At 67.3% G+C, this 11,348-nt stretch carries 11 protein-coding genes and 1 pseudogene; 5 read left to right on the forward strand and 7 right to left on the reverse strand.

What is annotated here, in order from left to right; genetic code table 11:
• A pseudogene (locus A3ES_RS54635) lies at window positions 1–154 on the reverse strand (IS256 family transposase); the annotation flags it as partial.
• Window positions 155–276: 122 nt separating this feature from the next.
• On the opposite strand from A3ES_RS54635, the gene A3ES_RS0139155 reads away from it, so the two are divergent.
• Window positions 277–963: a class I SAM-dependent methyltransferase gene (locus A3ES_RS0139155; protein WP_051084910.1), complete on the forward strand. Its 687-nt coding sequence runs from the start codon at window positions 277–279 to the stop codon at window positions 961–963.
• Here the strand turns inward: A3ES_RS0139155 and A3ES_RS0139160 are convergent.
• Both A3ES_RS0139160 and A3ES_RS0139170 read right to left on the reverse strand, forming a co-directional pair.
• Complete coding sequence (locus tag A3ES_RS0139160; RefSeq protein ID WP_020392301.1) at window positions 941–2,311, reverse strand: FAD-binding oxidoreductase; 1,371 nt, start codon at window positions 2,309–2,311, stop codon at window positions 941–943. The two genes, A3ES_RS0139155 and A3ES_RS0139160, sit on opposite strands and share 23 nt — an antisense overlap.
• 396 nt (window positions 2,312–2,707) lie before the next feature.
• Entirely contained in the window at window positions 2,708–3,268 is a 561-nt protein-coding gene (locus tag A3ES_RS0139170) for a flavodoxin family protein (protein ID WP_026163608.1), read from the reverse strand.
• Window positions 3,269–3,361: 93 nt separating this feature from the next.
• Between A3ES_RS0139170 and A3ES_RS0139175 the strand changes: the two genes are divergently transcribed.
• Entirely contained in the window at window positions 3,362–4,387 is a 1,026-nt protein-coding gene (locus A3ES_RS0139175; RefSeq protein ID WP_020392304.1) for an alpha/beta hydrolase family protein, read from the forward strand.
• Here the strand turns inward: A3ES_RS0139175 and A3ES_RS0139180 are convergent.
• Both A3ES_RS0139180 and A3ES_RS0139185 read right to left on the reverse strand, forming a co-directional pair.
• Window positions 4,384–5,079, reverse strand: coding sequence for a DUF4386 family protein (locus A3ES_RS0139180; RefSeq protein ID WP_020392305.1), 696 nt, complete (start codon window positions 5,077–5,079; stop codon window positions 4,384–4,386). The genes A3ES_RS0139175 and A3ES_RS0139180 overlap by 4 nt on opposite strands.
• Entirely contained in the window at window positions 5,076–5,429 is a 354-nt protein-coding gene (locus A3ES_RS0139185; protein WP_020392306.1) for a hypothetical protein, read from the reverse strand. Before A3ES_RS0139185 ends, A3ES_RS0139180 begins: the two co-directional genes overlap by 4 nt.
• A 168-nt stretch (window positions 5,430–5,597) precedes the next feature.
• Here A3ES_RS0139185 and A3ES_RS0139190 point away from each other — a divergent pair, with 168 nt between their 5' ends.
• Window positions 5,598–7,586, forward strand: a complete 1,989-nt coding sequence (locus tag A3ES_RS0139190) for a sensor histidine kinase (protein WP_020392307.1) — start codon at window positions 5,598–5,600, stop codon at window positions 7,584–7,586.
• 24 nt (window positions 7,587–7,610) lie between these two features.
• On the opposite strand, the gene A3ES_RS53610 is transcribed toward A3ES_RS0139190, so the two are convergent.
• A complete protein-coding gene (locus A3ES_RS53610; protein ID WP_020392308.1) occupies window positions 7,611–7,817 on the reverse strand; it encodes a hypothetical protein in 207 nt (68 codons plus the stop codon).
• A 101-nt stretch (window positions 7,818–7,918) separates the two neighbouring features.
• On the opposite strand from A3ES_RS53610, the gene A3ES_RS0139200 reads away from it, so the two are divergent.
• Window positions 7,919–8,548: a response regulator gene (locus tag A3ES_RS0139200; protein WP_020392309.1), complete on the forward strand. Its 630-nt coding sequence runs from the start codon at window positions 7,919–7,921 to the stop codon at window positions 8,546–8,548.
• A 601-nt stretch (window positions 8,549–9,149) separates the two neighbouring features.
• Here the strand turns inward: A3ES_RS0139200 and A3ES_RS0139205 are convergent.
• On the reverse strand, window positions 9,150–10,118 hold the full coding sequence (locus A3ES_RS0139205; RefSeq protein WP_020392310.1) for a helix-turn-helix transcriptional regulator: 969 nt from the start codon (window positions 10,116–10,118) through the stop codon (window positions 9,150–9,152).
• A 60-nt stretch (window positions 10,119–10,178) separates the two neighbouring features.
• Here A3ES_RS0139205 and A3ES_RS0139210 point away from each other — a divergent pair, with 60 nt between their 5' ends.
• Window positions 10,179–11,330, forward strand: coding sequence for an epoxide hydrolase family protein (locus A3ES_RS0139210; protein ID WP_020392311.1), 1,152 nt, complete (start codon window positions 10,179–10,181; stop codon window positions 11,328–11,330).
• Window positions 11,331–11,348: the final 18 nt, after the last annotated feature.

The following is an 11,348-nucleotide window of genomic DNA, read 5'->3' on the forward strand; positions in this document are numbered from 1 at the left end:
TCACCGCCAGCCCAGCGGCCACACTCATCGCCAGCAGGCCCTCACGGGCCGCGCCGGCGACATCGGCCAGCGCGACACACACCTCGTCAGGCAGATCGGAGAAATTCATGGTGTCGGCCTGCGCGGCCGCGTGCAGAGTAGGTACGGTCTTCATGGCGGTCCCCTTCCTTCGGGTGTTCTTGGTCGTTCACCCGAGACCTACCACCAGGCAGGCCTCAGGTGGGGGACCGCCACCTCAAGTTCCACGAAGACCGGGACAACCTCCGTCCCAGGGTCATGACGTCCCGGGAAGAGGCGCAGTCGTTCGACCGGCTGGCGGCGCAGTACGACCGACTAGGTGAACTGAGCAACGATGCTGTCGGCGACTGGCTGCCGTCAGTGATCCCTGCCGGACCACAGCTCGGCCGGGCGCTCGACCTAGGCTGCGGCGCCGGCCGGCACGCAGTACGGCTGGCTGACCGCTTTGAGAAGGTGGACGCGGTCGACCTGTCCGCGGCGATGATCCGGCTGGCCCGGCGCAAGCGACCCCGCTCCAACATCTGCTACCTGGAGGCGGGGATCCTCGACGTCGAGGGCAGCTACGACTTCATCGTTAGCTCCGCAACCCTCCACCACGTCCCCGACCTGCCCGTAGCCCTCAGCCACATCAAGAGCCTGGTGGCACCGGGCGGGCAGGCTGTGCTCGTGGACACTGTGTCCCCGCGCCCAGCCAACCCGCGCTGGTGGCTGTACGGCGGCCAACTCCGCAAACTGGCCCACAACCTGGTACTGCGCGGGCGCGCCGAGGCCTGGGAGATCTTCAAGCTCTCCACTGGCGAATGGCTCGACCACCGGGTCAGTGACCGGTACTTGAGCCGCCAGCAGTTCGAGGAGATCTACGCAGCCGCCTTCCCCGGCGCGGGCTTCACCCGGGTCGGCAACGCCCACGCAATGCTCTGGGCTAGGGAGCGATGTTCTGGTTGAGGTGGAACAGGTTGTTGGGGTCGTACTTGCGTTTCACGTCCACTAGTCGCTCGTAGTTGCCCTTGTAGTTGTCAGCGATCCGGTGCTGGTCGTCGCCGGCCATGAAGTTGATGTAGCCGCCGGCCTCGGAGTGCGGCGACACCGCGTCGTAGTACCCGCGTACCCAGTCGATACCCGCGTCGTTCTGCGCCGGGTCCGGCCACATCCCCGCGATCACTGTCGCGAAGTTGGCTTCCCTGTAGGCGAAAGCGGTCGCATCGGCCGGTACTCGGTGGCAGGCGCCGTCGATCGGATAGATGTGCACTGTCGAGTTCACAGCCGGTAGACCCGGTGCATGCTGCAGGTGAGCCTGGATAGCGTCGTCTGTGAGCTCGGTGACGAAGTTGGCCTTCCAGTAGTGCTGCAGGCCTGGCGGCACGAGTGCATCGAACGCACTGTTCAGTGCGGGGTACGGCATCTGCCCCACCATCTCTGCGACCACAGGGGCGAACTGACGGAACTTGTTGACCTCCTGCTCGCCTTTCTCCGGATTACCTGCCCAGCAAGCCACTATCAGCGTGAAACAGTCACCGTGACGATCCTCGGGGATGAACGGCAGCGGTGGCGCCAACTGGAACGCCGGGAACCCGCCTAGCTGCTCTGGAGCATCCTTGATCAGGTCCCGGAATCCAGCGAGCACTGCGGCTCCGTCGGACATCTCGAACAGCATCGGCCCGCCGTAGACGGTGTCCACTGGCTCCAGCCGGAACTCAAGCGCAGTAACCACGCCGAAGTTGCCGCCGCCACCTCTGAGGGCCCAGAAGAGATCCTCGTGTTCCTTCTCGCTAGCCGTCAGGAACCGGCCGTCGGCGGTTACTACGTCTGCGGAGATCAGGTTGTCGCAGGACAGTCCGAGCCCGCGCGCCAGGTAGCCGATACCGCCGCCGAGCGTCAGCCCGCCGACACCGGTTGTCGAGATGATGCCGCCAGTGGTCGCCAGCCCGAAGGCGTGAGTCGCCGCATTGAAGTCGCCCCACGTCGCGCCGCCGCCGGCGCGCGCAGTACGGGTGACTGGGTCGACTCGGACGTTGCGTAGTGTGCTCAGGTCGATGACCACGCCGTCGTCACAGGTACCGAAGCCCGGCACGCTGTGGGAGCCGCCACGGACCGCCAGGTCCAGGTCATTCGCGGCCGCGAAGGCGACGGCTGCCATCACGTCACCGGTGTTCTCACAGCGCAAGACGGCCCGCGGGTGCTTGTCGTGCATCGCGTTGTAGACCTTGCGCGCCTCGTCGTAGCCCTCGTCCGCGTCCGTGAAGACAGGGCCTCTGGTCCGTGCCTTCAGGTCCTCGATCGTGTACTCACCCATGACTCCTCCACGGTCCTGCGGGCTTTCCCGATGTTTCGACCGGCGCGCGGTTCGAGACAACGCCGACCAGACCGGCTAGCCACCCCTGCGAACGCGATGCGTGAGTTCCCCCAGTGAGCATGTGTTCCCCCGGACGGCTGCCAGACCTCCCCCTGACAATTCCGCTAGCCCGAATCTCCCCCTCGCCCCAGCCATAGTCAACCCCTGCCCGTGCGCCCAGGTGTGGATCCGGCGGATCCCAGCCGGACCCTCCGCTACGGCGATGGCCAACTCGCCGGCAAACGCGCCCAGGTGATTGTCACGACCGGTTCGCCGCCAGAGCCCCTCGGTCCGCGCGGCATCAACGGCGAAGATCTCGTACTCCGGCCCGAGCACGCACCCGGAGAGAGCGGTCTCTCAGTCCATCGCCAGTAGCGGCGCCCTGGCAGCAAACAATCTTTGCGCCTCCCCGGAGTCAACCTCACCCGGGCGGCTGCCGTAGCCAAGCAGCTCGCCACCCCAGCTCATGCCGAGGTAGCCGGCACTCAACCGAAGCGTGCCGAGCAGCGGATCCACGTCGACCACATCGTCCGCGGTGTGCGCCGTCACCGCCCACATCGTCTTGCCACGCATCCGCTCCCGGAAGTCCACGCCAGGAACGCGCATCCACGCCGACCAGTAGTCCAGGTACAGCTTCACGCTCGTGGACACGCTGTACCAGTACAGCGGACTCGCGATCACCAGATCCGTCGCCGCCAGGGTTGCGTCGAGCAGTTCCCGCTCGTTCCCCACCGGCTCCGGATAGACCCCAGAACCCTCGTGCCGCAGATCACGGAACGGTGCCAACGGCAACTCCGCCAACCGCAACCACGTCTGCTCGACGTCGGGAGCCAGCCCAGCAGCCGCCGACCGCGCCAGCGCTTCGGTGTTGCCGTTCGCCCGGCTACTCCCGAGCAGAAACAGAAATCTCTCAGCCATCATCAACTCCATGCTCATGCAATTATTGCACGAGCCTACAACCTGCATACGCCGTACGTCGAGGGTCTTGGTACTGGATTGCACTATTGGGATATGAAGCTGCGCCGGCTGGGATTCGTCGCTCTGGTCCTCTCGGCGGCCGTCGCCTGCTCGTCGACTCCGACGGCCGACCCCACTCCGAGCCCTCCGCCGTCCACAGCGCCCACCGCCCCGGCCCCCTCGAGTGCGCCGCCGAGCAGCAGCACCCCGTCCACTCCCGCCGACCCCGTGTCCCTCCAGGCGCTGATGGCGAAGAAGTACGACGGCCGCGACCTCCGTCCCGGCCGCGTCCTGGCCCGCACCGACGCCTACACCCGGTACTACGTCACCTACGCCAGCGGCAAACTCACGATCTCCGGCATCCTCAACGTCCCGCTCACCCCCGGACGCCACCCCGCCCTCGTCCTCAACCACGGCTACATCGACCCAGCCGTCTACACCAACGGTCGTGGCCTGATGCGCGAGCAGGACTACCTCGCCCGCCGCGGGTACGTCGTACTGCACACCGACTATCGCAATCACGCGCAGTCGTCGAAGGACCCACAGTCCGAGGTCAACGTGCGCCTCGGCTACACCGAAGACGTCATCAACGCGGTCCTCGCCCTGAAGGCTTCCCCGTACGTCGACCCGCAGCGCGTCGGGTTGTTCGGCCGGTCGATGGGCGGCGGCATCACCTACAACGTGCTCGTCGCGCAACCAGGTCTCGTCAAGGCCGCGGTGGTCTACGCGGCGGTCAGCTCCAACGCCGTCGACAACTTCAACCGCTGGACCCGCCCGGAGCCCGAGATCGCAGCGGCCGTCATCCGCGCCCACGGAGACCCGGCCAAGAACCCAGCCTTCTGGCGCAACCTGTCGGCCGTCAACTTCTTCGACCGGATCACCGAACCGCTACTGATCCAGCAGGGCTTGGCCGACTCCACCTGCCCACCGATCTGGGCCCAGCAAACCCTTACAGCGTTGAAGAAAGCCGGCAAACAAGCCACCCTCCACACCTACCCCGGCGAAGAACACGCCTTCGCCGGAGCCTGGCCGACCTCAATGGCCAGAACCGTCGCCTTCCTCAAACAACAAGGTGTCTAGGGCAACGACGGCAGGTCCCATTCGTCGTTGCGTAGCTTGAGGATCGCCCACCCCACCGCGGCGAATCCGACAGCCTGCAACCCCCACCCGATCAGGTCGAGCGTGTGGTTGGGAATGATGACCGCGGCAACGAAATGAATCGGCTGCGACACGATCACCGCGACCGCCGCCCACCGCGCGACCACCTGCGACCGCCACAGCGCGACACCGAGCAGGATCGTGCCCAAGACGTGTCCCAGGACGAAGATCACGGCGGCGAGCTCGCCGGTCGGATGGACCGCCTCGGCGATCCGCGTGAGTGCGTTGGCATCCAGCCCGGCGTCTGCGCCAGCCCAGAGGAGCTGATCCGCCCCGCCCAGCCAGCCGAGCGACAGATAGCCGGGAACCAGCAGCGCGAGCGCGACCAGGGTCAGCTTGGGCGCCCGCCGCCGAGTCAGCTTGCCGGCAGCAAACGCGGCCGGCACCAAGGTCAGTACTGCGACGAGCCCGAACCACAGCACCGCCGATGCGCGCCCCGGCTCCGCGATCGCCTTCGCGGACATCGTCGAGATGTCGTCGACCGTGTCGTAGGGCAGCACGTACCGCAGTACTGCGACCGCGGCCGGGCCGATTGGCAACAGGATCGCGGCGGTCCAACGGCTGATACCGCGGGTGTCGGCCACGGTCGTAGTACCGGCTGTTGCGGTGGTCATCGCGCACCTGCCAACTCGCGAGCGGGCACCAGCAGGAGCGCCGTACCCAGCGCGGTCAGTCCGACGGCGAGCGCCGCGGCGATCACGGCGGCCGCGGGCACATCACCCGCGAAGAAGGCCGGTACTGCGCTCAGCGCCGACAGCACCCGCAGAACGATCAACGGTACGACGGCCCGCCGGGCGCCGCGCCAGGCGAACCCCACGAGCACCAGGCTGGCCAGCCCGAGCGCGGATCCGATCAGCGCAACCTCCATCGGCGGGTGCTCGCCATCGGTCAGCAGCGGCGCGGCCAGATCACCCAGCGACAGCAGTCCGAGCACGATCAGCCCGGCGCGAAATGTTCGAGACATCGTCCAACCTCCCCTGTACTGCGGCCCGGTCGGGCCGTTCCCTCACGATCAGGCCCGGGCTGGTCCCGACGCCTGAGGTGCGGGTCACTGACCAGCAGGAGATCGCCCGGCACCCGCGGGAACCCGTTCCCGGGACGCCGGGACGCCTCAGGGCGCACACTGATTCTCATGACGGACGGCAGCGAGCGCACAACCCACCGCCGGGTGCTGGCGGGCGGGCTGGGTGGGCTCGCGGTGGTCGAGGTTGTGGCCGGGGTGGTTCTCGCGGTGGTGGTCGGCTGGTCCTTCGACGCCGCACTGGACAGCTTCCTGATCACCAACGGGCTGATGGGGCTCACCTTCGCGACCTGCGGCGCGGTGATCGCCTGGCATCGGCCTTCAAATCCGATCGGGTGGCTCTTCATTGCCGACGGCATCGGTCATGCGACCACCGCCTTCGGCGCGCCGCTGGCGCAACTGCTGCATGACAACGCGGCGCCGCTCGAAGCACAGCGCGTGCTCGCAACAATCATCATGTGGTCCTGGCCGTGGTCGATCGGCTTGTTCCTGCCGCTGGCGCTGTTGCTGTTCCCTACCGGCAGGCTGTTGTCGCCGCGCTGGCGGCCCGTTGCCATCGGCATCGTCGTCACGGCGCCGCTGTTCGCCCTCGAGATGGGTGGCGGCTCGGAACCACTCTTCGACGGTGGTCCGGCGGGCTACCCCCAGTTCGCCTCGTACGACGACCTGCAACCGTTGTGGACGGCAACCGAGCTCCGCGGCCTGCTCGCCTACGGCCTGGCCATCGCCTGTCTCGTCATCCGCTATCGACGGGCTTCTGAAACGGGCCGGCGGCAACTCTTGTGGTTGCTGCTGGCAACCATTCTGGTGATCGCCTTCATGACGCCGTGGGCCTTCGTGACCGGTACGCCGATCCTGGTTCTGCTCGCGATTCCTCTCATCCCGATCTCTGTCGCGGTCGCGATTCTTCGCCATCAACTGCTCGACATCCGGCTGGTCGTCTCCCGCGCACTCACCTGGGCCTTGCTCTCAATCGTTGCCATCGGCGCCTACGCAACGCTGGTCGCCATCACCGACTCCTTCATCTCATCCCGCTTCGGCCGCTCCGCCACCGTGACTGTGCTCGTCGCGCTGCTGATCGCGCCCGTACTTCCACGCCTGCAACGGTTGGTCGATCGAGCCATGTACGGCGATCGCCGCGACCCGGCTCGCGTTGCCTCCCTCGTCGGTGAAGAGTTGTCGTCAGGGGTGGCCGGCGGCATGTCCGGCGTTGTCGAGGCGGTGCGTTCCGCTTTGCGTCTCCCGTACGTCGCGGTCGCGGCCGATGGGACGCTCGTGGCATCCGCCGGGGTCGCGGGCGACGTAGTACCGATGGAGCTCTCGTACGGCGGTACTACGGTCGGCTCGCTGCTGGTCGGGTTGCGGTCGGGTGAGTCCGGGTTGTCGCAGACCGACCGGAACGTGCTCGCGCTGGTCGCAGTACCGCTCGCTGTTGCTGTGCACGCGACCTCGTTGTCGTCGGAGCTGCAGGCGTCGCGGGAGAGGTTGGTCGCGGCGCGCGAGGAGGAGCGGCGGCGGTTGCGGCGGGATCTGCATGATGGGCTGGGTCCAACGCTGACTGGGATCGCGTTCACGGCTGATGCTGCGGCAAATCTGGTCTCGGCCGATGCTGAGCGGGCGTCGGAGCTGTTGGGGACGTTGCGGACGGATACGCGGGCGGCGATCTCGGATGTACGGCGGTTGGTGGATGACCTTCGTCCGCCTGCGCTGGACGAACTCGGGTTGGTGGGTGCGTTGCGCCAGCGGGCGGATCAGCTGTCTTGGCGTGCGGACGGGGCGTCCGTTTCGGTGCAGGTGTCGGCGGAGGGGTTGCCCGCGTTGCCGGCGGCGCTGGAGGTTGCGGCGTACCGGATCGCGACTGAGGCGCTGACCAATGTCGTCCGGCACTCGCGGGCGACGGCCGCAGTACTGACGTTGCGCTGCGGCTCGGAACTGGAGGTCGAGGTGACCGACGACGGCCCACCGAACGGCGCCTGGAAGCCCGGCGTCGGCCTGCAGGCCATGCGCGAGCGCGCCGCCGAACTAGGCGGCCACTTCGAAGCCGGCCCATCGCCCACCGGCGGCCGAGTCCACGCGAGCTTTCCTATGGTGAACTCATGACCACCGCCGACTCCACGCCCTCACCTAGGCCGTCGCCACCTGCACCCGCGCCGTCGCCTCCATCCCCACCTGGCCCCAGGCCGTCGCCCTCGCCTGCGCCGTCACCCCCATCACCACCTGGCCCGAGGCCTTCGCCCGCCCCGTCACCTCTATCGCCACCTGTCCCCGCACCCTCCCCTTGGCCGCGACGCCCGGCTTCGTCCGCGTCTTCCTCCACACCTCCGCCTGCACTCAGGCAACCTCCTTCGCCTTCGCCCGCGCCCACGTCTTCCCTTTCACCCCCGCCTGCGCCTTCGGCGGCGGACACAGGTGACCACAGCGCAGTGCGCGTTGTGCTGGCAGACGACCACCCAGTGGTGCGCGCCGGTCTCGCCGCGCTGCTCTCATCCCTCCCCGGCATCGAAGTAGTCGGCGTCGCCGCAACCGGCCGCGAAGCCATCCGCGAGGTAGTGACGACCCGCCCCGACGTCGCAGTTCTCGACCTGCAGATGCCCGACCTCGACGGCTTCGCCGCAACCCGCGAACTAGCGCGCTCCGCCCCAGAGGTCGCAGTACTGGTCCTGACGATGTTCGACGACGACGACTCGGTCTTCGCCGCCATGCGCGCCGGCGCCCGCGGCTACCTGGTCAAGGGCGCCGAACAGGACGAGATCGCCCGAGCCATCCGTGCCGTCGCCGCCGGCGAAGCAATCTTCGGCCCCGGCGTCGCGCGCCGCGTACTCTCCTTCTTCGCCACACCCCCTGCGCCAGCAGCAGAACCGTTCCCGGACCTCACCACCCGCGAGCGCGAAATCCTCGACCTCTTAGCCGCCGGCCTCTCCAACACCGCCATCGGCACCCGCCTCAGCCTCGCCTCCAAGACCGTGGCCAACAACGTCTCCACCATCTTCACCAAACTCGCCGTAGCCGACCGAGCCACCGCCATAATCCAAGCCCGCAACGCCGGCCTCGGCAACGCCTAACTCGACAGTCCTTCGACGACCGCTCCCCGTCGGCCGCTCGGAGCGCATCTGTTTGACGGCCAACCCCAAAGCCGGTTGATCAAGCGGTTTGCGAAGGCCACCTACCGAACAAGTCCTCCCTCACCCCCGGTCCAACGCGCGACTGACCTCGACTTTGACCACTAGCCGCCTACAGTGCGCCAGCCGTCAGGCGGCGCGCCACGCCAACCACTGAAGACGCCCGCCGTGCGCAAGATGCGGGCCGGTCGCGGACCGCCACCACTATCAAACCCGCCACCAACGCCCCGACACGCCGGGGGAAAGCGCTTGCGAGCCAGGTTTGACAGTGCTGGCCGCCCGCCTGACCTCCCGTCTTGGGAGCTGGCTCCGCAGCTCCGTCCAGATCACGATGTCCGCCACCCGCGTCAACGCCATCGGCTGCTCGCGCACCTGGTATTCCGCCGCCAGCCTCCCCCAACCACCCGCGGTTGGCGATCAAGTTCGCGTGCGCGAGCTTAGGCATCGCCGCCTGCTCCTCCGTGCAGTCCTCCAACGGCGGCAACCCCCGAGCCTTTCAACTCCCCCACCGACCTCGGCTCTCGTCACTTACCCATTGCCTCTCCTACTGCTCGATCGCCCGGCGATACCGCTCTCCGATCACCTTGAGATGCTCCACCAGACCCTGCGGTGCAGTGACCTGGAAGTCGATACCCAGCATCCCGATATACACGGCCACCACCTCCAAGCTCTCCGCGCCCGTGATCAGCACGCACGTCTCGTCGTCCACCGGCTCGACGATTCCCACCGCCGCGTGGATCCGCGACAACACCTCCTCGGCCGACGCGAAGACAGTGATCCGCGCATGCACCTTCCACCCGGTAGTCGCGACGTCCCGCAGTACGAAGTCCATGTAGTCGTCCTCCGGCATCGGCCGCGGCTTGTACCGGCGCCCGGTCGCCATCCGCAGGTCCATCCAGTCGACGCGATAGGTGTGCCACTCGCCGGCCTCATCGCGCGCCACCAGATACCAGTACCGCTGCCAACTCACCAACCGATACGGCTCCACCAGAATCGGCAACGAGGGAGCGCTCTCCGGTACTGCGTAGTCGAACCGCAGGTAATGCTCATCCCGGATGGCCGCCGCGATCGTCGTCACCACCGCCGGATCGACCTCAGGATCCGGCACGTTGGACCCGGTGTTGTCCGGCCCCTTCGACAGCGTCGTGTGGATCGCGTTCACCTGCCGCCGAAGCCGATGCGGCAGCACCTGCTCGAGCTTGGCCAAAGCGCGAGCACTGCTCTCCTCCATCCCACTCACGCCGGCGCCCGTCCGCAGCCCGACGGCGACAGCAACCGCTTCCTCGTCGTCCAGCAACAGCGGCGGCAGCTTCGCCCCCACCCCCAACTGGTAGTACCCAGCCGCACCCCGAGTCGCATCCACTGGATAGCCGAGCTCGCGCAACCGATCGATGTCGTTGCGAATCGTCCGCGTACTGACCCCCAACCGCTCCGCCAGCTCGGACCCCGGCCAGGCCGGCCGCGACTGCATCAGGGCCAGCAGCGACAGCAACCGCGACGAAGTTTCACGCATGCGAAAAATAGTACTTCAATTGGGAATCTAACGTTCCTATATGGCTTCTACGGTAAAGCCATGAACAACAACGGCAGCTCCCCCGCAGAGATCCGCTCCTTCCGCGTCGAGATCGCCCAGGCCGACCTGGACGACCTGAACACCCGGCTCGCCCGCACCCGCCTCCCCGAGGCCGCGCCCGGCGACAACTGGGACCTCGGTACTCCGAACCACTACCTGAGCGAAATGGTCGAGCACTGGCAGAACGGGTTCGACTGGCGCGAGCAGGAGGCGCGGATGAACGAGTTCCCGCACTACCTGACCGACATCGACGGCCAGACCGTGCACTTCATCCACGTACCGTCCGCCGAGGCCGACGCGACTCCGCTGCTGCTGATCCACACCTACCCGGGCTCGTTCGTCGACTTCCTCGACATGATCGGCCCGCTCACCGACCCGGTCGCCCACGGCGGCAAGGCCGAGGACGCGTTCTCCGTTGTCGTCCCGTCCATCCCGGGCTTCGGCTTCAGTACTCCGCTCGTCGACCGCGGCTGGACGATGGCCCGGGTGGCCAAGACCTTCGACGCCCTGATGCGCCGCCTCGGCTACTCGGAGTACGGGTCGCACGGCAGCGACGGCGGCGCGATGATCTCCCGCGAGCTCGGCCTGCTGAACCCGGAGGGCTTCCTCGGCCTGCACGTTCTCCAGCTCTTCTCCTTCCCGAGCGGTGATCCGAGCGAGTTCGAGAAGTTCACCCCCGAGGACTACGCGGCCCTCCAGCACCTCGAGTGGTTCCAGTCGGTCGGCGGCTACAACGCCATCAACTCCACCCGCCCGCAGACCGTTGCCGTCGGCATCTCCGACTCCCCGGTCGGTCAGCTCGCCTGGAACGAGCTCTTCAACAATTTCGGCAACGGCACCAGCCTCGTCAGCCGCGACCAGATCCTGACCGAGGTCTCCCTCTACTGGTTCACCAACACCAGCGCCGCAGCCGGTCGCTACCACTATGAAGAAGCCCACGCGGGCACCGAGCCGGCCATCAACTCCGCCCCCACCGGCGTAGCCGTCTTCGCCGACGACTTCAAAACCATCCGCCCGCTGGCCGAACGCGACAACACGAACATCGTCCACTGGAGCAACTTCAAGGACGGCGGCCACTTCGCCAGCCTGGAACGCCCCACCGACGTCACCGAAGACCTCCGCACCTTCTTCGCCGGACTGCGCAACGCCTGATCGACCCAAGAGAGCGGG

Source organism: Kribbella catacumbae DSM 19601 (assembly GCF_000372465.1).
Taxonomy (GTDB): Bacteria; Actinomycetota; Actinomycetes; order Propionibacteriales; family Kribbellaceae; genus Kribbella; species Kribbella catacumbae.

Coding starts and splice junctions, on each gene's coding strand:
- A3ES_RS0139205 (WP_020392310.1), bottom strand. CDS start 10,118: ATGCGTGAAACTTCGTCGCGGTTGCTGTCGCTGCTGGCCCTGATGCAG.
- A3ES_RS0139180 (WP_020392305.1), bottom strand. CDS start 5,079: ATGACCACCGCAACAGCCGGTACTACGACCGTGGCCGACACCCGCGGT.
- A3ES_RS0139190 (WP_020392307.1), top strand. CDS start 5,598: ATGACGGACGGCAGCGAGCGCACAACCCACCGCCGGGTGCTGGCGGGC.
- A3ES_RS0139210 (WP_020392311.1), top strand. CDS start 10,179: ATGAACAACAACGGCAGCTCCCCCGCAGAGATCCGCTCCTTCCGCGTC.
- A3ES_RS0139155 (WP_051084910.1), top strand. CDS start 277: ATGACGTCCCGGGAAGAGGCGCAGTCGTTCGACCGGCTGGCGGCGCAG.
- A3ES_RS0139160 (WP_020392301.1), bottom strand. CDS start 2,311: ATGGGTGAGTACACGATCGAGGACCTGAAGGCACGGACCAGAGGCCCT.
- A3ES_RS0139170 (WP_026163608.1), bottom strand. CDS start 3,268: ATGGCTGAGAGATTTCTGTTTCTGCTCGGGAGTAGCCGGGCGAACGGC.
- A3ES_RS0139175 (WP_020392304.1), top strand. CDS start 3,362: ATGAAGCTGCGCCGGCTGGGATTCGTCGCTCTGGTCCTCTCGGCGGCC.
- A3ES_RS0139185 (WP_020392306.1), bottom strand. CDS start 5,429: ATGTCTCGAACATTTCGCGCCGGGCTGATCGTGCTCGGACTGCTGTCG.